This is a genomic window from Streptomyces sp. enrichment culture (assembly GCF_964273145.1).
GTDB lineage: Bacteria > Actinomycetota > Actinomycetes > Streptomycetales > Streptomycetaceae > Streptomyces.
The window spans coordinates 1,202,685-1,228,816 of record NZ_OZ186873.1; the positions used below are offsets into that span (position 1 = coordinate 1,202,685).

General features: G+C 73.1%; 22 protein-coding genes. 5 read left to right on the forward strand and 17 right to left on the reverse strand.

Translation table 11 applies throughout. The annotated features are described in order from the left end of the window. Nucleotides 1–29 precede the first annotated feature (29 nt). Entirely contained in the window at nucleotides 30–245 is a 216-nt protein-coding gene (locus tag ACSU6Z_RS05515) for an I78 family peptidase inhibitor (protein ID WP_437043413.1), read from the reverse strand. Between the two features lie 739 nt (nucleotides 246–984). Here ACSU6Z_RS05515 and ACSU6Z_RS05520 point away from each other — a divergent pair. Together ACSU6Z_RS05520 and ACSU6Z_RS05525 are read left to right on the forward strand one after the other, a co-directional pair. Further along, complete coding sequence (locus tag ACSU6Z_RS05520) at nucleotides 985–1,785, forward strand: hypothetical protein (RefSeq protein ID WP_437043415.1); 801 nt, start codon at nucleotides 985–987, stop codon at nucleotides 1,783–1,785. A 73-nt stretch (nucleotides 1,786–1,858) separates the two neighbouring features. Beyond that, nucleotides 1,859–2,140 (forward strand): hypothetical protein, encoded by a 282-nt coding sequence (locus ACSU6Z_RS05525; protein WP_437043416.1) that lies wholly within the window; start codon nucleotides 1,859–1,861, stop codon nucleotides 2,138–2,140. Between the two features lie 65 nt (nucleotides 2,141–2,205). On the opposite strand, the gene der is transcribed toward ACSU6Z_RS05525, so the two are convergent. The 5 genes from der to aroH all read right to left on the reverse strand — a co-directional run bounded on the left by der (nucleotide 2,206) and on the right by aroH (nucleotide 6,651). Further along, nucleotides 2,206–3,684, reverse strand: a complete 1,479-nt coding sequence (gene der / locus ACSU6Z_RS05530) for a ribosome biogenesis GTPase Der (RefSeq protein WP_437043418.1) — start codon at nucleotides 3,682–3,684, stop codon at nucleotides 2,206–2,208. Nucleotides 3,685–3,743: 59 nt separating this feature from the next. Then, nucleotides 3,744–4,346 (reverse strand): lysophospholipid acyltransferase family protein, encoded by a 603-nt coding sequence (locus tag ACSU6Z_RS05535; protein ID WP_437050190.1) that lies wholly within the window; start codon nucleotides 4,344–4,346, stop codon nucleotides 3,744–3,746. A gap of 53 nt (nucleotides 4,347–4,399) precedes the next feature. Then, nucleotides 4,400–5,095: a (d)CMP kinase gene (gene cmk / locus ACSU6Z_RS05540; RefSeq protein WP_437043420.1), complete on the reverse strand. Its 696-nt coding sequence runs from the start codon at nucleotides 5,093–5,095 to the stop codon at nucleotides 4,400–4,402. Nucleotides 5,096–5,206: 111 nt separating this feature from the next. Further along, a complete protein-coding gene (locus ACSU6Z_RS05545) occupies nucleotides 5,207–6,292 on the reverse strand; it encodes a prephenate dehydrogenase (protein WP_437043422.1) in 1,086 nt (361 codons plus the stop codon). Continuing rightward, a complete protein-coding gene (gene aroH / locus ACSU6Z_RS05550) occupies nucleotides 6,289–6,651 on the reverse strand; it encodes a chorismate mutase (RefSeq protein ID WP_437043424.1) in 363 nt (120 codons plus the stop codon). Before aroH ends, ACSU6Z_RS05545 begins: the two co-directional genes overlap by 4 nt. A 239-nt stretch (nucleotides 6,652–6,890) precedes the next feature. Here aroH and ACSU6Z_RS05555 point away from each other — a divergent pair, with 239 nt between their 5' ends. Continuing rightward, nucleotides 6,891–7,301, forward strand: coding sequence for a Rieske (2Fe-2S) protein (locus tag ACSU6Z_RS05555; RefSeq protein ID WP_437043426.1), 411 nt, complete (start codon nucleotides 6,891–6,893; stop codon nucleotides 7,299–7,301). A 235-nt stretch (nucleotides 7,302–7,536) separates the two neighbouring features. Here the strand turns inward: ACSU6Z_RS05555 and ACSU6Z_RS05560 are convergent, their stop codons facing one another. From ACSU6Z_RS05560 to ACSU6Z_RS05600, 9 genes are all read right to left on the reverse strand, one after another. Continuing rightward, nucleotides 7,537–8,583 (reverse strand): pseudouridine synthase, encoded by a 1,047-nt coding sequence (locus ACSU6Z_RS05560; protein ID WP_437043428.1) that lies wholly within the window; start codon nucleotides 8,581–8,583, stop codon nucleotides 7,537–7,539. After that, entirely contained in the window at nucleotides 8,583–9,275 is a 693-nt protein-coding gene (gene scpB / locus ACSU6Z_RS05565; protein WP_437043430.1) for an SMC-Scp complex subunit ScpB, read from the reverse strand. The genes ACSU6Z_RS05560 and scpB overlap by 1 nt, the downstream gene beginning before the upstream one ends. Beyond that, nucleotides 9,272–10,300 carry a segregation and condensation protein A gene (locus ACSU6Z_RS05570; RefSeq protein WP_437043432.1) on the reverse strand — a complete coding sequence of 343 codons (1,029 nt, stop codon included), beginning with the start codon at nucleotides 10,298–10,300 and terminating at the stop codon, nucleotides 9,272–9,274. Before ACSU6Z_RS05570 ends, scpB begins: the two co-directional genes overlap by 4 nt. An 18-nt stretch (nucleotides 10,301–10,318) precedes the next feature. Further along, complete coding sequence (locus ACSU6Z_RS05575; protein ID WP_437043434.1) at nucleotides 10,319–10,891, reverse strand: hypothetical protein; 573 nt, start codon at nucleotides 10,889–10,891, stop codon at nucleotides 10,319–10,321. Beyond that, nucleotides 10,876–12,012: a ParA family protein gene (locus tag ACSU6Z_RS05580; protein ID WP_437043436.1), complete on the reverse strand. Its 1,137-nt coding sequence runs from the start codon at nucleotides 12,010–12,012 to the stop codon at nucleotides 10,876–10,878. Before ACSU6Z_RS05580 ends, ACSU6Z_RS05575 begins: the two co-directional genes overlap by 16 nt. A 410-nt stretch (nucleotides 12,013–12,422) precedes the next feature. Continuing rightward, entirely contained in the window at nucleotides 12,423–13,547 is a 1,125-nt protein-coding gene (gene ald, locus ACSU6Z_RS05585; RefSeq protein WP_437043438.1) for an alanine dehydrogenase, read from the reverse strand. A 133-nt stretch (nucleotides 13,548–13,680) separates the two neighbouring features. Beyond that, entirely contained in the window at nucleotides 13,681–15,771 is a 2,091-nt protein-coding gene (locus ACSU6Z_RS05590; RefSeq protein ID WP_437043440.1) for a tetratricopeptide repeat protein, read from the reverse strand. A 190-nt stretch (nucleotides 15,772–15,961) separates the two neighbouring features. Next, complete coding sequence (locus ACSU6Z_RS05595) at nucleotides 15,962–16,588, reverse strand: NUDIX domain-containing protein (RefSeq protein WP_437043442.1); 627 nt, start codon at nucleotides 16,586–16,588, stop codon at nucleotides 15,962–15,964. A gap of 124 nt (nucleotides 16,589–16,712) precedes the next feature. Next, on the reverse strand, nucleotides 16,713–18,377 hold the full coding sequence (locus ACSU6Z_RS05600; protein WP_437043444.1) for a CTP synthase: 1,665 nt from the start codon (nucleotides 18,375–18,377) through the stop codon (nucleotides 16,713–16,715). 539 nt (nucleotides 18,378–18,916) lie between these two features. Between ACSU6Z_RS05600 and ACSU6Z_RS05605 the strand changes: the two genes are divergently transcribed. Together ACSU6Z_RS05605 and ACSU6Z_RS05610 are read left to right on the forward strand one after the other, a co-directional pair. Next, on the forward strand, nucleotides 18,917–20,719 hold the full coding sequence (locus ACSU6Z_RS05605; RefSeq protein WP_437050192.1) for a glycoside hydrolase family 15 protein: 1,803 nt from the start codon (nucleotides 18,917–18,919) through the stop codon (nucleotides 20,717–20,719). A 261-nt stretch (nucleotides 20,720–20,980) separates the two neighbouring features. Then, nucleotides 20,981–22,636 carry a PucR family transcriptional regulator gene (locus ACSU6Z_RS05610; protein ID WP_437043446.1) on the forward strand — a complete coding sequence of 552 codons (1,656 nt, stop codon included), beginning with the start codon at nucleotides 20,981–20,983 and terminating at the stop codon, nucleotides 22,634–22,636. Nucleotides 22,637–22,646: 10 nt separating this feature from the next. Here ACSU6Z_RS05610 and ACSU6Z_RS05615 read toward each other — a convergent pair whose 3' ends face one another. Both ACSU6Z_RS05615 and recN read right to left on the reverse strand, forming a co-directional pair. Continuing rightward, on the reverse strand, nucleotides 22,647–23,789 hold the full coding sequence (locus tag ACSU6Z_RS05615; RefSeq protein WP_437043448.1) for a glycosyltransferase family 4 protein: 1,143 nt from the start codon (nucleotides 23,787–23,789) through the stop codon (nucleotides 22,647–22,649). Nucleotides 23,790–24,323: 534 nt separating this feature from the next. Further along, a complete protein-coding gene (recN, locus tag ACSU6Z_RS05620; RefSeq protein WP_437043450.1) occupies nucleotides 24,324–26,066 on the reverse strand; it encodes a DNA repair protein RecN in 1,743 nt (580 codons plus the stop codon). Nucleotides 26,067–26,132: the final 66 nt, after the last annotated feature.

Sequence of the window (26,132 nt, forward strand, 5' to 3'; positions counted from 1 at the left end):
CGGCCCCGCACGGAGCGGTGTGCGCGGTGTCAGCCCTTCCAGGCGCGCGCCACGCGGCCGTCCCTCACCTCGAAGTTCAGCCGGCCCGCGCGGTACTCCATGGTGATGACCGCGCCCGGCGGCAGGGACCGCACCGTCGACCATCCCCGCTCCCGCGCCAGTCGTTCGGCCGCCTCGGAATCGAGGCCGACGTATGCGTCCGGACTGTCCTGGGGTTCGGCCGGGGGCCTCGGAATCGGTGCCATGCCGCCACGCTATGCCCTGTCCTACCGCGGGGGAAGGCGAAGCCGGTAACACGGCTCACAGACTCCTCCAGGGTCACATTTCTGTCACAGGATCTCGGTTCGCGTTTTGACCGAACTCCATCACACGGACGAGCGGTTCCCTACCGCCACCAGGAGCATGGGAAGGAAATTCCGCACACCCCGGCACTCCTTCGAATAACCGCACGGAAAAGGCCGGCCAATGACCCTTCCGCCCTTTCCATTCCAGTCGCGCACGGACCGCCGGAAGACACCGCGGACACAAGTACCACACAACTCGCGCACACGGTCTTCGGGGCCGGTCATGTACACATCCGCAACACCGCGGCTTCTCCGACCGCCCGGCGAGAGAGCCACCGGCGGGCGGCCCGCCCGCGGCCCGCCCGCCCCTCCGGACCGGTCCGCCACCACCGCGGGTACCGGCACTTTTCAGCCATCCGCTTCATCGGGCAATTTCCCGATTTGTCGACCAGCGCTTCCCGCCTCGCGCCCCCCACCACACCTGCTCGACAACCTTGCGAACAGGGCCAGTTGACGCCTCACGCCCCCTCCCGCGGGACAGGCGATCGCGTGCGCCGGATGGTTCGATTCCGTTCACTGCGGGGCGTTACTCCCGCCACGGATCCCCCGTTGTCTTCTTCATGAGCCGGGGACCCGCCCGGACCACAGGCCGGGAGCCACCTCCGGCCTCGCCACGCACCGCATCCCGAGGGAGCCACCCGTGCCGCCCATGCTCGACGTCAGCGACGAGGTACGCGCCGAGATCGGCGATGAGGAAGCCGACCGCCTGCTCACCGGAGAGACCGCCCCGGCCGGCTACGACTGCACGTCCTGCCGCACTCCGGGCGACCCCCGGCAGGAACTGACGAGCACCGTCCTGTTCGTCGGGGACGAGACCGCCGTCCTCGCCTTCGCCCACGCGGGCTGCCTGCCCTCGCAGGTGGTCAAGGTCACCGAGGAACAGCTCCAGGGCGCCGTGAGGTCCATCGCCGGCGGCACCGGCGACACGGTCGACGCCGTCGACGCCGTCGACTTCGCCGCGGAGCCCCGGCAGGCCGTGCTCGGGGTGACCAGCGGGCTCGTCCTGATCTCCGGGGAGCTGCACCCCGCCCTCGTCGTGGAGCCGACCGCTCCCATCGCGCGTCCCGGCACCACGACCACCGGCGACGACTTCCTGCCGCTCCTCCTCGAACAGGGCTTCCTGCCGGTGACCGGCCTGTCCGCCGTACCGCCCGTGCTGCACGGCTGGTCGGTGCTGCTCGCCATGGGGCAGCTGCACGCCGTGCTGCAGCCCTCCCCGAACGGCGGCCGGCCGGTGGCCTGGTGGCAGGCACACCAGCCCCTCCAGGTCACCGACGGCTGGCGCACGGCGGCCGGCAAGCACCAGCAGGTGCTGCTGTTCGCGGCGCCGGTCGGGTCGATCGGGCGGCAGCCGCGGGAGGACCTGCTGCGGGAGGCGCTGGACAAGGCGGCGGCGGGAGGGCGGCTCGTCGCCGCCGCGCTGCCGCTGGCGGGCACCTGACGCGCGGTCCCCGCACCCCGGGCACGACGACGCCCGGCCGCATCCCTTCGCGTCCGGGGTCGTTTGGACATACGTGCACGCATACGACGTTTCCCACCGCCACGGTGGCCCCTCGGCCACGCCGATCTACGACGCGCTCTACGCCGAGTACGTCAGGTCCTTCCGCGCCCTGCCGGGCGACCGCAGCGGCGAGGAAGAACTGGGATTCACCGCCTTCCGGAGCATCCCCGCGGGCAGGGACTCGTACGGTGCCTACAGCGCCGGGGCCCACAGCGCCCGCCGCACGCAGCAGTCGCCCTGGCAGCGCGTCGGCATCCATCCCGCACTGCCGCCGGCGCCCCGCACGGGCACCTGACAGGCGGCAGCGGAAGAGGGCGGTTCCCCGCGGGGAACCGCCCTCTTCCGCTGCCGCCTGTGCTTCTACTTCTTCTTCCCGCCGCGCTTCTCGCGCACCCGCACCGAGAGGTGGATCGGCGTCCCCTCGAAGCCGAACTCCTCGCGCAGGCGGCGCTCGATGAAGCGCCGGTAGCCGGCCTCGATGAACCCGGTGGCGAAGAGCACGAACCGCGGCGGCTTGGTACCGGCCTGGGTGCCGAACAGGATGCGCGGCTGCTTGCCGCCCCGGATCGGGTGCGGGTGGGCGGCGACCAGCTCGCCGAGGAACGCGTTCAGCCGGCCCGTCGGCACCCGGGTCTCCCAGCCCGCCAGGGCCGTCTCGATCGCCGGGACCAGCTTCTCCATGTGGCGTCCGGTGCGCGCCGAGACGTTCACCCGCGGCGCCCACGCCACTTGGCCGAGCTCGGTCTCGATCTCCCGCTCCAGGTAGTAGCGGCGCTCCTCGTCGAGGGTGTCCCACTTGTTGAACGCCAGGACGATCGCGCGGCCCGCCTCGACGGCCATGGTGACGATCCGCTGGTCCTGCACCGAGATCGGCTCCGAGGCGTCGATGAGGATGACGGCGACCTCGGCCTTCTCCACGGCGGCGGCGGTGCGCAGCGAGGCGTAGTAGTCGGCGCCCTGCTGGAGGTGGACCCGCTTGCGGATACCGGCGGTGTCGACGAACTTCCAGGTCACGCCGCCCAGCTCGATCAGCTCGTCGACCGGGTCGCGGGTGGTGCCGGCGAGTTCGTTGACGACGACGCGCTCCTCGCCCGCCACCTTGTTCAGCAGCGAGGACTTGCCGACGTTCGGACGGCCGATCAGGGCGATGCGGCGCGGGCCGCCGACGGCGGTGCCGAAGGTCTGCGCCGGGGCCTGGGGCAGCACCTCCAGGACCTTGTCCAGCATGTCGCCGGTGCCGCGGCCGTGCAGCGCGGAGACCGGGTGCGGCTCGCCCAGGCCCAGCGACCACAGGTACGCCGCGTCGGCCTCGCCGCTGGGGCCGTCCACCTTGTTGGCGCACAGCACGACCGGCTTGCCGGCCTTGCGCAGCAGCCGTACGACGGCCTCGTCGGTGTCGGTGGCGCCGACCTTGGCGTCCACGACGAAGACGACCGCGTCGGCGGCCTCGATCGCGTATTCGGCCTGGGCGGCGACGGAGGCGTCGATGCCGAGGACGTCCTGCTCCCAGCCGCCGGTGTCGACGACCTTGAAGCGCCGGCCCGCCCACTCGGCCTCGTAGGTCACGCGGTCGCGGGTGACGCCCGGCTTGTCCTCGACGACCGCCTCGCGACGGCCGATGATCCGGTTGACCAGGGTCGACTTGCCGACATTGGGGCGGCCGACGACGGCGAGGACGGGCAGCGGGCCGTGCCCGGCCGCCTCGATGGCGCCCTCGACCTCCTCGACGTCGAAGCCCTCTTCCGCGGCGAGCTCCATGAACTCCGCGTACTCGGCGTCGCCAAGCGCCCCGTGGTCGTGCTCCTCGCCCGAGCCCTCGGAGTGGATGTCGTCGTTCATGAAGTCCGTACCTCGTTCATCGTGGTGATCGGTGGAAAACCCCTGTACCGGGTGATCCACTACTCAAGTGTCGCCCGGCGCCCGGTCAGGCGCCTGGCGTTTTCCAGGTGCGCGGTGAGCTGCTTCTGGATGCGTTCGGTCGCCTCGTCCAGTGCCTTGCGGGTCCGCCGCCCGCTGCCGTCACCCGCCTCGAAGGGGTCGCCGAAGACGACGTCGATGCGGGAACGCAGGGGAGGCAGCCCCTTTATCAACCGCCCGCGCCGCTCGGAGCTTCCCAGCACCGCCACCGGGACGATCGGCGCGCCGCTGCGCACGGCGAAGTAGGCGAGACCGGCGCGCAGCGAGGCGAAGTCGCCCTCGCCCCGGGTGCCCTCCGGGAAGATCCCGAGGACTCCGCCGGCCGACAGCACGTCCAGCGCCCGGGTGATCGCCGTGCGGTCGGTGGTGGCGCGGTCCACCTTGAGCTGGCCGATGCCGGTCAGGAAGGGGTCCAGCGGGCCGACGAACGCCTCCTTCTTGACCAGGAAGTGCGTCGGCCGGGGCGCCACGCCCATGACCATGGGGCCGTCGAGGTTGTGACTGTGGTTGACCGCGAGGATCACCGGGCCGGTCGCGGGCACCTTCCAGGCTCCCAGCACGCGCGGCTTGAACAGCCCGTACATCAGGCCGACGCCGATGCGCCGCCCGACCTCGGCGCCCTTCTCGGACGGAAGGCTCACTTCCCGGCCCGCTTCTCCTCGACGAGCGTGACGACGCACTCGATGACCTGTGGCAGCGTGAGGTCGGTGGTGTCCACCTCGACGGCGTCGTCCGCCTTGGCGAGCGGCGAGGTCTTGCGGCTGGAGTCGGCCCGGTCCCGCTTGATCAGCGCTTCGCGGGTGGCGTCGACGTCGGCCCCCTTGAGCTCGCTGCTGCGGCGGGCGGCGCGGGCCTCGGGGGAGGCGGTGAGGAAGATCTTCAGGTCGGCGTCGGGCAGCACGGTGGTGCCGATGTCGCGGCCCTCGACGACGATGCCGGTCACCGCGGAGGCGGCGATCGCCCGCTGGAGCTCGGTGATCCGGCTGCGCACCTCCGGCACGGCGCTGACCGCGCTGACCTTGGAGGTGACCTCCTGGGTGCGGATCGGGCCGGAGACGTCCACGCCGTCGACCGTGATGGTCGGATCGGCCGGGTCGGTGCCGGAGACGATGTCCGGCTTGCCGGCCGCGGCGGCGACGGCGTGCGGGTCCGCGGTGTCGATGCCGTTGGTCACCATCCACCACGTGATCGCCCGGTACTGGGCACCCGTGTCCAGGTAGCTCAGGCCGAGCTGCGCGGCCACGGCCTTCGACGTGCTCGACTTGCCCGTGCCGGAGGGGCCGTCGATGGCGACAATCACGGGCGGGGCGGTCCGGGCGGCGCCGTTTTCCACGGGGGGACACCTTCCTGGTGCGGTGCGGTGGGAGTGTGCGGGGCGCGATGGTGCCCCGCACAAGGTTACTGGCAACCCGGAGGCCCTATGACAAGCACGTGATCGGCCGGATCACTGCCGGATGGCCCAGCCCCGCTCCCGCAGGGCCGCGGTCAGCACGGCGACCGCCTTCGGCTCCACCAGCAGCTGCACCAGGCCGGCCTGCTGTCCGGTCGCGTGCTCGATCCGCACGTCCTCGATGTTGACCCCGGCCCGTCCCGCGTCCGCGAAGATGCGGGCGAGCTGGCCGGGCTGGTCGTCGATGAGGACGGCCACGGTCTCGTAGACGCGCGGAGCGCTGCCGTGCTTGCCGGGGACGCGGACCTGACCGGCGTTGCCCCTGCGCAGCACGGCCTCGATCTCGGCGGCGCCCTCCCGGCGCTTGTCCGCGTCGCAGGACTGCAGGGCGCGCAGGGCCCGTACCGTCTCGTCCAGGTCGGCGGCGACGTCGGTGAGCAGGTCGGCGACCGGCCCCGGGTTCGCGGAGAGGATGTCGATCCACATCCGCGGATCGGAGGCGGCGATCCGGGTCACGTCGCGGATGCCCTGCCCGCACAGCCGTACGGCGGCCTCCTCGGCGTGCTCCAGGCGGGCCGCGACCAGGCTGGAGACCAGGTGGGGCATGTGGGAGACGAGGGCGACGGCGCGGTCGTGGGCGTCGGCGTCCATCACCACGGGCACGGCCCGGCAGTGCGAGACCAGCTCCAGGGCGAGGTTGAGGACCTCGGTGTCGGTGTCCCGGGTGGGGGTGAGCACCCAGGGGCGGCTCTCGAAGAGGTCGGCGGTGGCGGCGAGCGGGCCGGACTTCTCGCGGCCGGACATGGGGTGGGTGCCGATGTAGCGGGTCAGGTCCAGTCCGCGGGCCTCCAGTTCGCGGCGCGGACCGCCCTTGACGCTGGCCACGTCGACGTAGCCGCGCGCCGCCCCGCGCCGCAGGGCGCCGGCGAGCACGTCGGCCACATGGGCCGGCGGAGCGGCCACGATCGCGAGGTCGACCGGCCCGTCCGGGGCCTCGTCGGTGCCGGCGCCGAGCGCCGCCGCCGTACGGGCCTGTTCGGGGTCGTGGTCGGCGAGGTGGACGACGACGCCGCGCCGGGTCAGGGCGAGGGCGGCGGAGGTGCCGATGAGGCCGGTTCCGATGACGAGTGCGGTTCTCACTGGGCGATGTCCTTGCGCAGGGCCGCCGCGGCGCCCAGGTAGACGTGGGCGATCTCGGAACGGGACTTGTCCGACTCGATGTGCGCGAGGACGCGGACGACGCGCGGCATGGCGCCCTCGACGTCCAGCTCCTGGGCGCAGATCAGCGGTACGTCGGTGATGCCGAGCTTGCGGGCCGCGGCGGCCGGGAAGTCGCTGTGCAGGTCGGGCGTGGCCGTGAACCAGACGCTGATCAGGTCGTCGGCGGTCAGGCCGTTGCGCTCCAGGAGGGCGGTGAGCAGGGCTGCGACCTGCTCGTCCATGTGCCCGGCCTCGTCCCTGTCCAATTGGACGGCGCCCCGGACCGCTCGTACCGCCACGGCGTGCTCCTTGCTGACGTGCGTATCGGCTCTTGGTCCGTCCAGCCTAGCCAGGCGGCGCGCAGGCGGTGTGCGGCGCCCGCCGACCGAGACGCCGGCGCTCCTCCGCCGTGTCGCGCCCCTCCCGCGCCCCGGGGCGCTCTCGCCCGCCTCCTCCAGGTTGCTTCCGATCTGTCCGCTTCGATGCCAAGATGCTCCCCCGGTCGGCACATCCCCCCTCTCACCCTCGGAGCGACGACATGGCCCACCCCCCGACGCGGCGCACGGTCCTCATGGCGGCGGGAGCCGCGGCACTCCCGGCGGGATGCGGCGATTCCGGCGAGGGCTCCTCCGGCGAGACGCCCGCCGGGACGCCCTCCCCGGGCCGGGAACTGGCCAAGACGGCCGACATCCCCGTCGGCGGCGGCACGGTGATCAAGGATGAGCAGGTCGTGGTGGTCCAGCCGCGGAAAGGCGAGTTCAAGGCGTTCTCGGCGATCTGCACCCACCAGCGCTGCCCGGTGGCCGGCGTGGAGGCCGGCACCATCAACTGCACCTGCCACGGCAGCAGGTTCCGGATCACGGACGGCTCGGTGGCGAACCCGCCGGCGACCCGGGCCCTGCCCGAGCGGAGGATCACGGTGGAGGGGGATTCCATCCGCCTGACGTGAGGGGGCGCGTACGCTCCCGGCATGCATCCCCAGGCCCTGGTACGCGACCACACGATCTACGCCTGCGTCACGGGGTCGGTGCCTGCGGCCCGGTAACCACCGGAGCCGGGTCGGGGGCGTCGCTCACCGCCCAGGCGTCCCGGAGGGGCCCGGGCACCGGCATCCCGCCCCTTGGAAACGGTGCGGCCCGCGGAAGGACCGGGCGGCGGACCCGGTCCCCCGCGGGCCGGCCCTCCTAGAGGTCGACCTCCTTCATCAGCATCCCGACCTCGGTGTTCGACAGCCGCCGCAGCCAGCCCGACTTCTGGTCGCCCAGCGTGATCGGGCCGAAGGCGGTGCGGACCAGCTTGTCGACGGGGAAGCCCGCCTCCGCCAGCATGCGGCGCACGATGTGCTTGCGGCCCTCGTGGAGGGTGACCTCGACCAGGTAGTTCTTGCCGGTCTGCTCCACCACCCGGAAGTGGTCCGCGCGCGCGTACCCGTCCTCCAGCTGGATGCCGTCCTTCAGGCGCTTGCCCAGGTCGCGCGGGATGGGGCCGACGATGTGCGCGAGGTAGGTCTTCCGCACGCCGTACTTGGGGTGGGTCAGCCGGTGCGCCAGCTCGCCGTGGTTGGTGAGCAGGATGACGCCCTCGGTCTCGGTGTCGAGGCGGCCGACGTGGAAGAGGCGGGTCTCCCGGTTGGTGACGTAGTCACCGAGGCACTGCCGGCCCTCCGGGTCCTCCATGGTGGAGACGACCCCGGCGGGCTTGTTGAGCGAGAAGAACTGGTACGACTGGGTCGCCACGGTCAGGCCGTCGACCTTGACCTCGTCCTTCTCGGGGTCGACCCGCTTGCCCTGCTCGGTGACGATCTCGCCGTTGACCTCGACGCGGGCCTGGTCGATCAGTTCCTCGCAGGCCCGCCGGGAGCCGTAGCCCGCGCGCGCGAGGACCTTCTGGAGCCGCTCGCCCTCCTGTTCGGCGCCCGGGAAGGTCTTGGGCAGCTTGACCTCCTTGCGGCCCGCGTACCGGTCCCGGTTGCGCTCCTCCAGCCGCGCCTCGTACTCGCGCGAGCGCGCCGGGGCGCTGCGGCCCCGCCCGCCCGGCTTGGCACCGCCGCGGGCCGCGCCGCCGCGCCCGGCCTTCGGGCCGTCCTTGGTGGCGCCGGGGCCCACGTCGTAGCGGCGCTCCTCGGGGCGGGGCTTGCGGGGACGGCCCTGCCCCTGCTTCTGGTCCCTGTTGTTGCCGGCGCCGCGGTGGTTACCGCGCCCGCCGCTCTTGCCGCTACCGCTGCTTCGCATCAAAGTTCCGTCGTCGTCGTGTCTGTCGTACCGGGCATGTTCGTCGTGGGACGACCGCCGTCCGGATCCGGGGCGTCCGGATCGAACGACGGCACGCCTTCCTGGGTCTCGGCCTCGATCGCCTCCGCCTCCGGGAGGAAGGGCGCGAGCTGAGGGAGCTCGTCCAGACCGCGCAGGCCCATCCGCTCCAGGAAGTAGTTCGTCGTCCTGTACAGGATCGCACCTGTTTCGGGTTCCGTGCCCGCCTCCTCGACCAGACCTCTCTGGAGGAGGGTGCGCATCACACCGTCGCAGTTCACACCGCGCACCGCGGAGACGCGGCTGCGGCTGACCGGCTGCCGGTACGCCACCACCGCCAGCGTCTCCAGCGCCGCCTGGGTGAGCCGGGCCTGCTGCCCGTCCAGGACGAACCGCTCGACGGCGGGGGCGTAGTCGGCCCGGGTGGAGAACCGCCAGCCGCCCGCGACGTACCGCAGCTCGAAACCGCGCCCCTGCGCGGTGTACTCGTCGGCCAGTTCCCGCAGCGCGTCCGCGACCTGCCGCCGGGGCCGTTCCAGGATTTTCGCCAGGTGCTCCTCGGTCGCGGGCCCGTCCACGACCATCAGGACGGCCTCCAGGGCGGGCTTGAGCTCCAGGCCGGCGACGGTCCGCAGCCCGGCCGGAGGCCCGGTGGCCCCCTTCTCCTCCCTCACTCCCTCTCCTCCTTCTCGGGTTTCCCCGGCGACCGGTCGAACTCGTCGGTCACCAGGGGAGCGGTGTCCTCGTCGCCGCCGGTCCAGCGCACCAGCAGTTCCCCGAGCGCGGTCTCCTGCTCCAGCGCCACGGCCCTCTCCCGGTACAGCTCCAGCAGGGCGAGGAAGCGGGCGACGACCGTCAGGGTGTCGTCGGTGTCCGCGACGAGGGCCGGGAAGGCGGCCTCGCCCAGCTCCCTCAGCCGGGCGACGACGATCTGCGCCTGTTCCTGCACGCTGACCAGCGGCGCGTGGATGTGGTCGACGTACACCTGCGGCTCGGGCCTGGGCTGCATCGCCTTGGCGGCGAGCTTGGCCAGGCGCTCCGGGCCGATGCCGAGGACGACCTCGGGGAGCAGTTCGGCGTAGCGCGGTTCGAGTCCGACGGTCCGCGGGTAGCGCCGGGCCTCCGCCTCGAGCCGCTCGCCGAAGATCTCCGCGATCCGCTTGTACGCGCGGTACTGCAGCAGCCGCGCGAACAGCAGGTCGCGGGCCTCCAGCAGGGCCAGGTCGGCCTCGTCCTCCACCTCGGCGGCGGGCAGCAGCCGGGCGGCCTTCAGATCGAGCAGGGTGGCCGCCACGACCAGGAACTCGGTCGTCCGGTCCAGGTCCCAGTCCGGCCCCATCGCCCTGATGTACGCCATGAACTCGTCGGTCACCTGGGACAGCGCGACCTCGGTGACGTCCAGCTTGTGCTTGGAGATCAGCTGGAGCAGCAGGTCGAAGGGGCCCTCGAAGTTGGCGAGCCGCACCGTGAAGACACCGTCGTCACCGGGCCCCGGCCCCGCGTCCGGCGCCGCGGGGGCGGCCCCCGGCGCCCCGGGAACGGCGGGCCCGGCGTCGGCCGGGGACTGCACGGCGGCCGGCGCGGCTTCGGGGCCGGGCCCGGCCGGCGAAGCCGCCCGCGCGGCTCCCGGCCCCCGTCCCAGCGCGCGCCGGCGGCCGGCCGTGCCGGAGGAGGGGGCGGGGGTGCCGTACGAGGTCATAGCCTCCGCAGGCTACCGCTACCGCCCGCGCAGCCGCCGTACGAGGATGCTGGCGTCCCCGCGGGTCTCCAGGTCGGCGAGGACCACGGCGACCGCCTCGCGGACGATGCGGCCGCGGTCGACGGCGAGCCCGTGCTCGCCCCTGAGAACCAGGCGGGCGTGCTCCAGGTCCATGAGTTCCTCGGCGGAGACGTACACGGTGATCTTCTCGTCGTGCCGTTCCCGGCCGCTGGGGCGGCGGGTGGCGGCCCGGCCGCGCTTGCGGGGCTGGGCGGTGGCCGCGGCGGAGGCAGAACCTTCCTGCACCGCCCCCGCGCGCCGCGCGGAGCGCTCGGTGCCGCGGATGCGCGACTCGCCGGTCCCGGCCGGGTCCGCGTCCACCGCGACGTGCTCGGCGCCTTCGCCGTCACCGCCGCGCGCGGGCACCGCCTGCGGGGCGTCCTCGGCGGCCGCGGGGCCGGTCTCCCCCGCCGGCGCCGGCACCCGGGCGTCCCCGTTGGCCTGGCGTCGCGGGGTGGACGGCTGCAGCGCCGTTCCCCCTGTCGTGCGGAAGAGTTCGTCGGCCCCCGGCAGACTCACTCGGCGTGACACCGGGCGAGCACCTCCCTGGCGAGCTGGCGGTAGGCGGCGGCGCCGACGGAGTTGGAGGCGTAGGTGGTGATCGGTTCACCGGCGACCGTGGTCTCCGGGAAGCGGACCGTGCGCCCGATGACCGTGTGGTAGACGTGGTCGTCGAACGCCTCGACGACCCGCGCGAGCACCTCACGGCTGTGCACCGTGCGCGAGTCGTACATCGTGGCGAGGATGCCGTCGAGCTCGAGGTCGGGGTTGAGCCGCTCCTGGACCTTCTCGATGGTCTCCGTCAGCAGGGCGACACCGCGCAGCGCGAAGAACTCGCACTCCAGCGGCACGATCACCTTGTGGGCGGCCGTCAGGGCGTTGACCGTGAGCAGGCCGAGCGAGGGCTGGCAGTCGATCACGACGTAGTCGTAGTCGGGCAGCAGCGGCTTCAGCGCGCGCGCCAGCGACGACTCGCGGGCGACCTCGGAGACCAGCTGGACCTCGGCGGCCGACAGGTCGATGTTGCTGGGCAGCAGGTCCATGTTGGGGACCGCCGTCTTCAGCAGCACCTCGTCGGCCGACATGCCCCGCTCCATGAGCAGGTTGTAGACGGTGAGGTCGAGCTCCATCGGGTTGACGCCGAGGCCGACCGAGAGCGCGCCCTGCGGGTCGAAGTCGACGAGCAGGACCCGGCGCCCGTACTCCGCGAGCGCGGCGCCCAGGTTGATGGCCGACGTCGTCTTGCCGACGCCGCCCTTCTGGTTGCACATCGCGATGATCTTCGCGGGGCCGTGGTCGGTCAGCGGGCCCGGGATCGGGAAGTACGGCAGCGGGCGCCCGGTCGGGCCGATGCGCTCCCGGCGCTGCCGGGCCGCGTCGGGAGCGAGCGTGGCCGCGTACTCGGGGTCCGGCTCGTACTCGGCGTCGGGGTCGTAGAAGTGCCCCTCGGGAATTTCCTCGTAGTCGGCGAAGTGGTCGTGGGGGGCGCCACTTCCGTCGCCGGCCATGGCGTTCACGTGTTGGCCATCCATGCTCTGGTGTGCTGTCTGAGTCGCCCCTGGCATCTGGTGACTCTGGTGGGCTGCGAAGGTGCGCACAGCGACGGAGCCGACAGCCTCGTACCGCCCAGGGGCCCGGCCCTGCGCAGGCATTCCTGGTTGACCACCCCCGGGAGTAAATGTCGACTCATTCACAAGTCGTCTTACCTCCTTGGTGACCAGGAAACTTCTAGACAGGTCAGCGTGGCACCATGCCGACGGTTGGCGACTCTATGGCGTGTCGGCGGTTCGCAGCAACACAATCCGCCGGACCCGGCCTGATGTGTCGGCAATGAAACATCCCGCTGTCAAGGGCGTACGGACGTCGCACGGCAGGTTTCACCGGTGTGCGAATCGGCTCAAGGGGTGCGTTCGAGGCGAGTTGCCCGAGAATCGCGAAGTGACCATACACACATCCGGCCGGACCTTGTGGGACAAGGTCCGGCCGGACGCGTGAGGTTGACGGCACGTGTTGACGTATCGCCTTTTGCCGGTGACGACTTGGCCGGGGGGCGGCCGGCTGGTCAGCCGAGCAGGGAGGACAGCTCCACGTGGTCCAGGCCGTGCGCCTCGGCGACCTCCTTGTAGACGACCTTGCCGTCGTGGGTGTTGAGGCCCTTGGCCAGCGCGGGGTCGCGGCGCAGCGCCTCGGCCCAGCCGCGGTTGGCCAGTTCCACGATGTACGGCAGCGTCGCGTTGGTCAGCGCGTAGGTGGAGGTGTTCGGGACGGCGCCCGGCATGTTGGCGACACAGTAGAAGACCGAGTCGTGGACCTTGAAGGTGGGCTCGGCGTGCGTGGTCGGGTGCGAGTCCTCGAAGCAGCCGCCCTGGTCGATCGCGATGTCGACAAGGACACTTCCCGGCTTCATGCGGGACACCAGTTCGTTGGTGACCAGCTTCGGGGCCTTGGCGCCCGGGATGAGGACGGCGCCGATGACGAGGTCGGCCTCCAGGCAGGCCTTCTCCAGCTCGAAGGCGTTGGAGACGACGGTCTGGATCTTCGTGCCGAAGATCTTGTCCGCCTCGCGGAGCTTGTTGATGTCCTTGTCGAGCAAGGTCACGTGGAAGCCCATGCCGATGGCGATCTGCGCGGCGTTCCAGCCGGAGACGCCACCGCCGATGACGACGGCCTTGCCGGCCTGCACGCCGGGGACGCCGCCGGGCAGCACGCCGCGCCCGCCGGCCGCGCGCATCAGGTGGTAGGCGCCGACCTGCGGGGCCAGGCGGCCCGCGACCTCGGACATCGGGGCGAGCAGCGGCAGGGCGCGGTTCGGCAGCTCGACGGTCTCGTAGGCGATCGCGGTGGTGCCGGACTCCAGCAGGGCGTCCGTGCACTCCTTGGAGGCGGCCAGGTGCAGGTAGGTGAAGAGGGTCTGGTCCTTGCGGAGGCGGTGGTACTCCTCCGCGATGGGCTCCTTGACCTTCAGCAGCAGGTCCGCGGCGGCCCAGACCTCGTCGGCGGTGTCGAGTATCCGCGCGCCGGCGGCGACGTACTCGGCGTCCGTGATCGACGAGCCGACGCCGGCGCCGCGCTCGATGACCACTTCGTGGCCGTGGCGCACCAGCTCGTTCACGCCGGCGGGGGTGATGGCCACCCGGAACTCGTTGTTCTTGACCTCGCGGGGAATGCCGACCTTCACGTCGATCACGGTCCTTGGCTCAGAGGATGGGGTTGTTACAAGACATACCCAGGCGTACAGGGCACACCGGGAGAGACCGCAGGAGAAAGTGCGGCAGAGCCAGTCTAATGAAGGTGTTCCAGCTGTCTAGCCTTTCATTGCATCAATCTTCAGCGGATGCGCTACGGATTTCGCAGGCGTTAGGGCCGTGTTCCGGTCGTGCGTCGGGGCCGAGGGCCCCGGACGGGGGTTCCCGGAGCTCCTCGCCGAGCATCCGCTCGGCGGTGCTGCGGTGCAGTCCGGCCGCCGCGGGGTCGCCGAGGTGGTCCAGGGTGTCGGCCAGCCGCAGGTGCAGCGCGGCCTGGAGCCGTACGTCGTCGGCGCGGCGGGCCCACTCGACGGCCTCCTGGCAGGTGCGCAGCGACTCCTCGAAACGGCCGGCGTACTCCTGGACGCGGGCCAGCTCGCTCAACGCCCGCGCGTGGGCGGCCACGTCGCCCGCCCTGCGGTAGCCGGTGATCGCCGCGCGCCAGTTGCGCAGCGCCTCGCCGTAGCGGCCCGCGTAGGTGTGGGCGGTGGCGATCCTGCCGTACAGCCGGGCGGCGTCGGCACCCTCCTCGCGGGCGAGCCGCTGGGCGAGGGCGCGGCCGAACCAGTCGGCGGCCCGGTCGTAGTCGCCGAGCTCCAGGTGGGCACCGCCTACGGATTCCATCGCGCGGCCGGTCGCGTACGGGTCGTTCGCCTCCCTCCCGGCGTCCAGAGCGGCCCGGTAGCGCACCAGTGCGTCGGCCGTGCGGCCGGTGCGGGCGTCGAGGTCGGCCAGGTTCAGCAGGGCGGCGGCCTTCTCGCGGGGCAGCGCGCGCCGCTCGGCGACGTCGAGGACGAGCCGGTGGATGTCGTACAGGTCGGGCGCCGCGGCCCGGGTGCCGACGTGGGCCACCATCGTCCGCACCAGCTGGGACATCAGGCGCCGGGCGAGGGTGTCCAGCTCGCCGTCGGCGACCGCGAGGCGGGCGGCGGCCAGCAGCGCGGGCCGGCGCAGCCGCAGCCACTCGGCGGCGGCCCGCGGCGTGGGGAAGCGCACCGCGGGCGACATGCCGAGGAGCTTCTCGCGGGCCTGCGGGCTGTCCGTCTCGGTGATCGCCCGGCACGCCTGGAGCAGCCGTACCGTCCGCTCCAGCATGCGGGCGCGGGCCAGCTGGAGCTCGGCCGGCCGCTCGTACCGCTCGGCGAGGGCCAGCAGCAGGGGGTGCAGGCAGCCGGGCACCTCGTACTCGGGCAGCGGGGAGTCCACCGTCCGCAGCAGGCCGAGGGCGACGAAGTCGTCCAGGGTGGTGCGGGCGCCGTTGACCGAGCAGCCGGCGAGTGCGGAGGCGGTGTGCGGGTCGACCAGGCCGGCCGGGGCGAGGGCGAGCAGGCGCAGTATCCGCGCCGCGGGGCTGGGCAGGGAGGCGTGGACGAGGCGGAAGACGCGGCCGAGCGGGGTCCCCTCGCCGTCCTCGGCCCGCAGGTGCTTGACGAGGTCGGCGACGGCCGCCATGGGGCGGGCGGCGAGCCAGCCGCCGGCCAGTACCAGGGCGGCGGGCTGGCCCTGGCACTCCTCGACCAGGCACTCGGCGGCCCGGGGGTCGACGGTGACGCGGACGGAGCCGATGCGCCGGGAGATCATTTCGACGGCCGACTTGGTGTCGAGGCCGCCGAGAGTGCACGGGCGGACGTCGGCGATGCCGGTGAGCGGGCCGCCGGAGACGGCGACGGCCAGGCAGTCCGGGGCGTCCGGCAGCAGGGCGTCGACCTGCTCGGCGTCGGCGGCGTCGTCGAGCAGGAGCAGGACCCGGCGGCCGGCCAGGGCGGTGCGCAGGGCCTCGGAGAGGACGTCCGCGTCGGCACCGGCGGGGGTGGGGCGGTCCAGCGCCGTGAGCAGTTCGCGGGCGGCGTGCTCGACGGGCACGCGGGTGCCGTCGGGCTCGCTGAGCCGGACCCGCAGTACGCCGTCGGGGTACCGGTGGGCGACCTGGCGGACGAGTTCCCCGGCCAGCGCGGTGCGGCCCGAGCCGGGCCGGCCGGCGATGAGCAGCACGCGCGCGCGGGGAGCCTTGCGGCCGGAAAGGGTGTCCAGGCCTGCGCGCTCGATGTCGGCGCGCAGTTCCTTCAGCTCCCGGGTGCGGCCCAGGAAGCCGCCCGCCTCGGCGGCCTCCTGGGTGACATCGCCCACCAGCCGCACGCCGTCCGTGTCCACCGCCTGATCCGTCACGGGCCACACTCCCGGTCCCACCGCACGCCGACGCCCGCCGGAACTCCGGACCGGGCGTTTTTCCGAGCCTATTTCACCCTCTGCTACGGACCGGGAGGAGCACGGCGGGCACGACGGACACATCCCCCGATCGGATCAGCCGATCGTCATACTGCAGGTGGGGAGGGCACGCGGCCCTCCCGGAACGGCCTCAGTCCTCGAAGGGACGGGCCGGCCACGGCGCCCGGGCCGGGCGCAGCGCGTCGAGCCCGTCGCCCTGCCGGGCGGCGACCAGGGAGAGGACGCCCACCACGAGGCAGTTGTTCTGCAGGTCGCCGGCGAGCACCCCGCGGACCAGCTCCGCGACGGGGACCCGCTCCACCTCCATGTCGGCCTCTTCGTGCTCGACCTCGAACCGCTCGCCCTCGGCCTCGGACAGGCCCCGGGCGAGGAAGATGCGCACGGCCTCGTCACAACCGCCGGGAGTGGTGTAGACGTCGGTCAGCACCCGCCAGTCCTCGGCCTTGACGTGGGCCTCCTCGTACAGCTCGCGCTGGGCGGCGTGCAGCGGGTTCTCACCGGGGACGTCGAGCAGGCCGGCCGGGATCTCCCACAGCTTCCGGCGCACGGGATGCCGGTACTGGCGGATGACCAGGACGCGGTCGGCGTCGTCCAGGGCGAGCACGGCGACGGAACCGGGGTGGACCTGGTAGTCGCGGGTCGCCACCGTGCCGTCGGGCATGACCACGTCGTCGGTGCGGACGGAGGTCTTGTTGCCCCGGAAGGGGACGTCCGTCGCCCGGATCTCCCACTCCTCGTGGCTGTCCTTGATCGTCATGCCTGTCCTTCCAGACCCTTCCGGACGTGCAGAAGCGATGCGTACGGGCACGTCACGTGTACGAACGCAGCAAGGGTGCCCGTCTTTCGAAGACGTGCACCCCGGCCACCGTACAACCGTCGCGTTACTCGGCGGTCTTCCGCCCGGCCTGCTGCCGCTCCACGGCCGCCTTCACCAGACCGGCGAAGAGCGGGTGCGGGCGGGTCGGACGCGAGCGCAGCTCCGGGTGGGCCTGCGTGGCGACCAGGTACGGGTGGACGTCGCGCGGGTACTCGACGTACTCGACGAGCTTGCCGTCCGGGGAGGTGCCGGAGAAGACGATGCCGGCCTTCTTCTCCAGCTCCGCGCGGTAGGCGTTGTTCACCTCGTAGCGGTGGCGGTGCCGCTCCTCGATGTACTCCTTGCCGTCGTAGACCTCGCGGACGATGGAACCCTCGGCCAGCTTGGCCGGGTACATGCCCAGGCGCATCGTCCCGCCCATGTCGCCCTCGCCGGCGACGATGTCGAGCTGCTCGGCCATGGTGGAGATGACCGGGTGGGCGGTGGCCGGGTCGAACTCGGTGGAGTTGGCGTCGGTGATGCCGGCCAGGTTGCGCGCGGCCTCGATCACGATGCACTGCAGGCCCAGGCACAGGCCCAGCAGTGGGATCTTGTTCTCGCGGGCGTACTTGATCGCGCCGACCTTGCCGAGCACGCCGCGGTCGCCGAAGCCGCCGGGGATGCAGACGGCGTCGACGTCGCCGAGCTGCGCCTTGGCGCCGGCCGGGGTCTTGCAGTCGTCGGAGGTGACCCACTTGATCTTGACGCGGGCGCGGTTGGCGAAGCCGCCGGCGCGCAGCGCCTCGGTGACCGACAGATAGGCGTCGGGCAGGTCGATGTACTTGCCGACCAGGGCGAGGGTGACCTCGTGGTCGGGGTTGTGGACGCGGTCGAGCAGGTCGTCCCAGGTCGTCCAGTCCACGTCGCGGAAGGGCAGGTCCAGCTTGCGGACGACGTAGGCGTCCAGGCCCTCGGCGTGCACGACCTTCGGGATGTCGTAGATCGAGCGGGCGTCGGGGCAGGCGACGACGGCGGCCTCGTCGACGTCGCACATGAGCGAGATTTTGCGCTTGATCGCCGTGGGTACCTCACGGTCGCAGCGCAGCACGATCGCGTCCGGCTGGATGCCAATGTTGCGCAGGGCGGCGACCGAGTGCTGGGTGGGCTTGGTCTTCAGCTCGCCCGAAGGGCCGATGTAGGGCAGGAGGGAGATGTGCACCACGAAGACGTTGTCCCGGCCGACCTCGTGGCGGACCTGGCGGACGGTCTCCAGGAACGGCAGCGACTCGATGTCGCCGACCGTGCCGCCGACCTCCGTGATCACCACGTCCACCTCGTCGGTGGCCATGCGGCGGATGCGGTGCTTGATCTCGTTGGTGATGTGCGGGATGACCTGCACGGTGTCGCCGAGGTACTCGCCGCGCCGCTCCTTGGCGATCACCGTCGAGTAGACCTGCCCGGTGGTGACGTTGGCGGAGCCGTCGAGGTCGCGGTCGAGGAACCGCTCGTAGTGGCCGATGTCCAGGTCGGTCTCGGCGCCGTCGTTGGTGACGAACACCTCACCGTGCTGGAACGGGTTCATCGTGCCGGGGTCGACGTTGAGGTAGGGGTCGAGCTTCTGCATCACGACGCGCAGACCCCGGGCCTTGAGCAGCATGCCGAGGCTGGAGGCGGTCAGCCCCTTGCCGAGAGAGGAGGCGACACCCCCGGTGACGAAGATGTGCTTGGTCGTCGAGGATTTGGGCGGCATGGCCAAGAGGGGGCTCCCGTGGTCGCTGTCTGGGGGTGCGGTGCGGCTTCCTGCCGGAGGTCTCCGGCGGTGCCGTCGCTGCGGTTCGGGGCTCCCCTGCGGTTGTTTCCTTCTGGGGGCGTCCACCGGTCCACGGGCTACCAGCGTATCAGCGCCGGAGGGCGATGGCTTCCGGCCACGCTCCGCACGCACGCCGACACGGACGCGGGCGCCGGGCCGGGGCGTGCGGCGCTCACCCACCCGACAGGGGAAAGGTTGCCCGGAGCGGCACACGGATCATCCGCGTGCGTCGTATCCTGCTCGGACATTCGCTGCCGAGCCCGGCCGGCTGCGCGGCACCACCCCCCGCCTTCCCGCACCGGAACAACGAGAGCTCGTCAGTGTGTTGAGCAACAATTGTCTTTCGGCTTCACAGTGATTGGCTTCAGAGCCGATCGGCTGTTTTGCTTCATGGCTCAACGACGCTTTACAACCACCCCTTGACCGCATCAGCGACCGCCCCTTTGCGGGGTGACGTGGCCGTTCGACTGGAGTTGCACGTGGCCGGGCGCATCGAAGACTACGCACTCATCGGAGACATGCAGACCGCCGCGCTGGTCTGCCGGGACGGGACAGTCGACTGGCTGTGCCTGCCCCGCTTCGACTCGCACGCCATCTTCGCCGGTCTGCTGGGCACCGAGGAACACGGCTTCTGGCGGCTCGGGCCCGCCCACGCCGCGGACGTCCGCCCGCCGGTCGCGGACCGGCGCTCCTACCGCGGCGACTCGCTCATCCTGGAATCCGAGTGGGACACCCCGCGCGGCACGGTCCGCGTGACCGATTTCATGCCCCCGCGCGACGGCGCCCCACAGCTCATCCGCATCGTGGAAGGCGTCTCGGGCCGGGTGCCGATGCGGTCGGAGCTGCGGATGCGGTTCAGCTACGGGCGGGTGGTGCCGTGGGTGCACAAGCACGAGGGGCGCACGGTGGCGGTCGCCGGCCCGGACTCCGTGTGGTTCGACACGGAGTCGGAGACCTACGGCCGGGACCTGACCACCTACGCGGACTTCACGATCACACCCGGTGACCGGATCGCGTTCACCATCTCCTGGCAGCCCTCGCACAAGGGGGCGCCGCCGCTGCCGGAGCCGGAGCAGTCGCTGGAGGCGGCGGAGGAGTTCTGGCGCGAGTGGGTGGAGCACTGCACGTACCACGGCCCCTACCGTGAGGCAGTGGTCCGTTCCCTGATCACGCTGAAGGCCCTCACCTACGCCCCGACCGGCGGCATCGTCGCCGCGCCCACCACCTCCCTGCCGGAGGAGATCGGCGGCGTGCGCAACTGGGACTACCGCTACACCTGGCTGCGGGACGCGGCGATCACCCTGTCCTCCCTGCTGCGCACCGGCTACCGCGAGGAGGCCCGCGCCTGGCGCGAGTGGCTGCTGCGCGCGGTGGCCGGCGACCCGGAGAACCTCCAGATCATGTACGGCATCGCCGGCGAGCGCGAGCTCGGCGAGGCGGAGCTGGACTGGCTGCCCGGCTACGAGGGCTCCGCCCCGGTCCGGGTCGGCAACGGCGCCGCCCACCAGCTCCAGCTCGACGTGTACGGCGAGGTCACCGAGGCCCTGCACCTGGCCCACATGACGGGCCTGGCCCGCAACGACTACGCCTCGCTGCTCCAGCTGAAGCTGATCCGCTACCTGGAGGACCACTGGCAGGACCCGGACGAGGGCATCTGGGAGGTGCGCGGCCCGCGCCGCCACTTCGTGCACTCGAAGGTGATGGCCTGGGTCGCGGTGGACCGCACCATCAAGCTGATCGAGTCCGGTGACGCCGACGGCCCGCTGGAGCGCTGGAAGCAGCTGCGCGACGACATCCACCGGGACGTGTGCGAGAAGGGCTACGACAAGGAACGCAACACCTTCACCCAGTCCTACGGCTCCCGGGAGCTGGACGCCTCGCTGCTGCTCATCCCGCAGGTGGGCTTCCTGCCGCCGGACGACAAGCGGGTGATCGGCACCATCGAGGCGATCCAGCGGGAGCTGTCCACGCCGGACGGCTTCATCCTGCGTTACCCGACCGAGGGCGAGAGCGCGGGTGTCGACGGCCTGCCCGGCGACGAGGGCGCCTTCCTGGCCTGCTCGTTCTGGATGGCGGACGACCTGGCGATGATCGGCCGGGTGGACGAGGCGCGCCAGCTGTTCGAGAAGCTGCTGTCCCTGCGCAACGACCTGGGCCTGCTCGCGGAGGAGTGGGACCCGCGCCTCAAGCGCCAGGTCGGCAACTTCCCGCAGGCGTTCAGCCATGTGCCGCTCATCGACACGGCCCTGAGGCTGACGGCTTCGGGGGCCTACGGAGGCTGAGCGGCGGTGCGCGGGCGGCGACCGCCGCGCCGGGGCGACCCGCCCGCCCGCGCCGTCCGCCTCCGGTGGCGCCGCCCCGGGCACCGGGCTGGGGTCCGCGGCTGCGCCGGCGTGGCGGCGAAGTGACGCACACCACGGCGGATACGCGTCCGTGCGGCACCCGCCGGGCGCGACGCCCCCGTCGGGTGCCGGGGTCCGGTGCGCGCCGCCGTGGCCGCCCGGAGATGTCACCGGGGCACGCCCGCCGGTAGCGTCCGGCCCATGAACAGCGGCATCAGGGGCAGGGACCGCGGATTCGACACCCACGGCGCCGGGATCACCGTCCAGCGCGCCCTGGAACTGCCCGGACTGCGCAGCGGACTGCCCGAGGTGCTGGCGGGCTCCGACCGGCTGCACCGCACCGTGCGCTGGGTGCACGCGGGCGAGGTGCCCAACATCGCCTCCCTGCTCAAGGGCGGTGAGCTGCTGCTGACCACGGGTTACGGCCTCGGCACCCGCCCCGCCGACCAGCGGACGTTCGTGCGCGCCCTGGCCGAGCGCGGCATCGCGGCCCTGGTGGTCGAGCTGGGCCCGCGCTTCGCACGGCTGCCCGCGGCCCTCGTCGACACCGCCCGGACGGCCGGGCTGCCCCTGGTGCAGCTGCACCGCGAGGTGCCGTTCGTGACGGTCACCGAGGAGATCCACACCGAGATCGTCAACGGCCACTACGCACTGCTCCAGCGCGCCGAGGAGGTCCACCACCGCTGCACCGAGGCCCTGCTGGGCGGCGGCGGGGTGCCTCAGGCGCTCGGTGTCCTCGCCGACTTCGGCGACAACCCCGTCTTCCTGGAGACGGCCGACGGACGGCTGCTGTACGCCGCCGGGACGGGTCCGGAGGGCGCCGATCCGCTCCAGGTGTGGGAGGGGCTGCGGGGCCAGCGCAAGGACGCCCCGCCGCCCGCGGGATCGGTCCTGGTGGACGTGCCCGGCGGCGGTCCCGGCGCCGGGTCGGTGCGGGCGCGGCTGGTACTGCTGCCCGTCCGGGCTCCGCTGGCGCCGGTGCACCGGATGGCGGCGGAGCGGGCGGCGGGCATCCTGGCCGTGGTGCTGATGCAGGCCCGCCAGGAGGAGGAGCTGGCCGCGCGCGGGCGCGGCGACTTCCTCACCGACCTCGCCGAGGGCCGCGTCGCGGCGGAGGACGCGCCGGCGCAGGCCCGCGTCCTCGGTTTCAAGCCGGGTGGCGGCCCCCTGCTGCCGGTGGTGATGCGGCTGGGTGGCGCCTTGTCGCCCGCCGGGGGCGGCTGGGCGGTGCTGGCGCGCGCGGTCGCGGAGGAGCTGGCGGTGGTCGGGGTACCCGTCCTGCTGGGCGTACGGCCCGTCGAGGGCCGCGTGCCGCTGCTGCTGGGCCTGCGCTCGGAGTCGGAGCGGGCGGCGGTCGCGGACCGGGTCGCGGCGGCGCTGCGGGCGGGCGTGGAGCGGGCCGGGATGCGGCGGCCGGGGACGCAGCCGCCCGTCGTGGTGGTCGGGCCGGCCGGCGGCTGGGCGGCGGCGTCGGCGGGGCTGCGGCACGCGGCGGAGACGGCGGCCGCGGCGCAGGGCCTGCCGGACCGGCCCTGGTACGACGCCCGCCGCCTCGACATCGACCTGCTGCTGTGGCGGCTGCGCGATCACCCGGACCTGGCGGCGTTCGTGGACCGGGCCATCGGCCCCCTGCGCGACCACGACCGGCGCTCCAAGCCTGCCCTGCTGCCCACACTGGAGACGTACCTGGCGCACGCGGGCCGCAAGGCGGAGACGGCCCGCGAGCTCCACCTCAACCGGCAGACCCTCTACAACCGCCTGGCCCGCATCGGGGAGTTGCTCGGCACGGACCTCGACGACCCGCAGACGGTCCTGGCGTTGAGCCTGGCGCTGCGCGCCCGTCGGCACGTGCCCTGACGGCGGTCCCCTAGAGGTACGGCTGCGGTTGTGTCAGTTCGTCGTACACGCTGAGCACTTGGGCCACGGTCTCGTCCTCGGTCGGCCAGGTGGCCGCCTGCCGGACCCCCTTCTCCCGCAGCTCCTCCCGCCGTCCGGGATCACCGAGGAGCCGGACGACGGCCCGCGCGAGCGCCTCCGCGTCCCCGTAGGGAACGAGTTCGGCGGCGTCGCCGACGAGTTCGGGGATGCCGCCGACGTCGGTCGCGACGAGCGGCACGCGCGCGTGGAGGGCCTCCTGGGCGAGAAGCGAGCGCGCCTCCCGGCGGCTCGGCAGCAGGGCGAGGTCGGCCGCCGCGAGCAGGTCGGTGACGTCGTCACGGCGGCCGATGAGCCGGACCGGCAGCCCTTCGTCCTCGATCCGCCGCTGCAGTGCCGCGCGCAGCGGCCCCTCCCCGGCGACGACGACCAGCGGTACCGGGTCCAGGCGGCGCCACGCGCGCGCGGCGTCGAGCAGGACGTCGTAACCCCGGTGCCGGTCGAGGGAACCGACGGCGATGAGCAACGGGCGTTCGACGGAACCGAGTTCGGCCCGGAGCTTGGGGTGCAGCCCGTCCGGGTCCCCGGGCCGGGCGGGAGGGCGGGGACCGGGCAGTGCGACGGCGGCGAGCCGGGCGTCCCGCGCGCCCGCCCGCCGCGCCCGGTCGACCAGGTCCGAGGTGGCGCCGAGCACCACGGTGGCGGTCCGCATCACCCGCCGCTCCAGCACGCGCAGCAGACGGGCGCGCGGTCCTTCGGCGTGGACGCGGTCGTACCGGGTGACGACGAGCGGGGTGTGCGCGCGCCGCCCGCTGAGGGCGAGCACGGCGCGGAAGGAGGCGTGCAGCCCGTGCGCGTGCACCAGGTCGGCGTCCGCGCAGGCCGCCCGCAGCGCGGCCACGGCGACCGGGTCACTGCCGCGCGGCACGTGGACGTGGTCGGCGCCGGTGCCGGTGAAGTCGTAGGCGCGTTCCGCTTCGTCAGGGGCGCACACCGTCACCCTCACACCCCGTGCGACGAGCCCCGCGGCCAGCGAGCGCACGTGGGCACCGCTGCCGGTGTTGCCGCCGCCCAGCACCTGCACGGTGCGCAGCGGCGGCCGGCCGTGCGGTGCGTGGCTGCTCACGGGGGTCACGTGGCCGGGGCTCCTGGTTCGGCGTCGGGCGGTCACGAAGAACGTACAGAAGGATGGAGCGACGGGGACACAGCGTGCGCTTCTCTCCGGGTCCTTCGTCAAGGATGCCAGGACGTGGGGCCGTTCCGGGAACGCCGGCCCCGCGAGGGCCCGGCGGAACGGCGCTTCGGGTCACCCACAGGGGTGAGGTGCGGGCGGCGGGTTCCCGAACGGGAGGGCCGGGGCGCGGCGCCGGCGCGCTTCCCGCCCGCGAGCGCGCTCACCCACCACGGACCACCGCGTGCCGCCCTGTCCCCTCATCCCACGGACCACCGCACGCCACCCGGCCGCCTCCCACCGCGCCGCCGCGCTCGCCCGGTCCCCGCACGCCGCCGCGGCCACCAGCGCGGCGGCCGTGCGCGACCGGCCCGGGTGAGCGCGGCGGCGAGTCCGAGGGAACCGGTTCCACGTGCGCGATCGGTCATCCGGTCAGCCCAGGCGGCGGCACCGACACGCAGGCCGCGCCCCGCCCCCCGGTGCGGGCGGGGCGCGGCCCTACAGTTCCGCCCGCGCCGTGGCCAGCAGTTCCTCCGCGTGCGCCCGGGCCGCCTCCGAGTCCTCCTGCCCGGCCAGCATCCGGGACAGCTCCCGGATGCGTTCCTCGCCCTCCAGGACCTTCACGCCGGACCGGGTCACCGACCCGTCGTTCGTCTTCTCGACCAGCAGTTGCCGGTCGGCGAACGCGGCCACCTGCGGCAGGTGCGTGACGACCACGACCTGCGCGGTCTTCGCCAGCTTCGCCAGGCGCCGCCCGATCTCGACGGCCGCCTTGCCGCCGACACCGGCGTCCACCTCGTCGAACAGGTACGTCGGCACCGGGTCGGTCCCCGCGAACACGACCTCCACGGCCAGCATCACGCGCGACAGCTCGCCGCCGGAGGCGCCCTTGGCGATGGGCCGGGCCGGCGCGCCCGGGTGCGGGGCGAGCAGCAGCTCGACCTCGTCGACGCCCGACGGACCGTAGGCGACCGTGCGCCCGCCGACCTCCACGCCCTCGGGGTCCTCCGTCTGCCGGATCGAGAACGACACGCGCGCGTGGGGCATAGCCAGCGAGGCCAGCTCGGCGGTCACGGCGGCGGCGAACCGCTCGGCTGCCTCCGTCCGCGCGTCCGTCAACGCCTGCGCGAGACCGCCCAGTTCGGCCCTGAGGGCGTCCCGTTCGGCGGTCAGTTCCCCGATCCGCTCGTCGTCGCCGTCCAGCTCGGTCAGCCGCACCGCGCCGCGCTCGGCCCACTCCAGTACGGCGGCGACGTCCTCGCCGTACTTCCGCGTGAGCCCGTTGATCGCGGCCCGCCGTTCCTCGACCGCCGCCAGGCGGCGCGGATCGGCCTCCAGGTCGTCGGCGTACCCGGCGAGCTCCCCCGCCACGTCGCGCAGCAGGATCCCGATCTCCGCGATCCGGTCCGCGAGCGGCGCCAGCGCCGGGTCGTGCGACCGGACGGCGTCCAGGGCACGCTGGGCGCCCGCGACGAGGGTCGCCGCGTCGACGCCCTCGGGGTCCTCCGGATCGCCGGCGAGCGCGGCGTGCGCGGCCGTCGCGGCGGACGCCAGCGCCTCGGCGTTCCCCAGCCGCTCCGCCTCCTCCGCCAGCTCCACGTCCTCGCCGGGGCGCGGTTCGACGGCGGCGATCTCGTCGAGCCCGTAGCGCAGCATGTCGGCTTCCTGGGCGCGCTCACGCGCGCGCGTGGTGATCTCCTCCAGCTCCGCGGAGACCGCCCGCAACCGCTTGTACGCCGCGCTGTACTTGGCGAGCGGCACGGCGACCGCGTCACCCGCGTACCGGTCCAGCGCCTGCCGCTGCCGGGACTGTTTGAGCAGCCCCTGCTGGTCGGTCTGCCCGTGCACGGCCACCAGCTCGTCGGCGAGCTCGGCGAGCAGCCCGACGGGCACCGACCGGCCGCCCAGGTACGCCCGCGACCGCCCCTCGGCGGAGACGGTGCGGCTGATCAGCAGCGCCCCGTCGTCCAGCTCGGCCCCGGCCTCCTCGGCCCGTACGACGGCGGAGGCGTCGGCGGGCACGGCGATCCGCCCCTCCACGACCGCGTTCTTGGCGCCGATCCGCACCAGGGCCGGGTCGGCGCGCCCGCCCAGCAGCAACCCCAGGCTGGTGACCACCATGGTCTTGCCCGCGCCCGTCTCACCGGTGACGGCGGTGAAGCCGGGCGACAGCTCGACGACCGCGTCGTCGATCACTCCGAGCGACCGTATCCGCATCTCCTCCAACACGCACCCGACCATACGAGGTTTCGCCCGTGCTGTGCGACGTCACCCCACCCGACCGGGGCTGTCGCAGACCGTGACCTG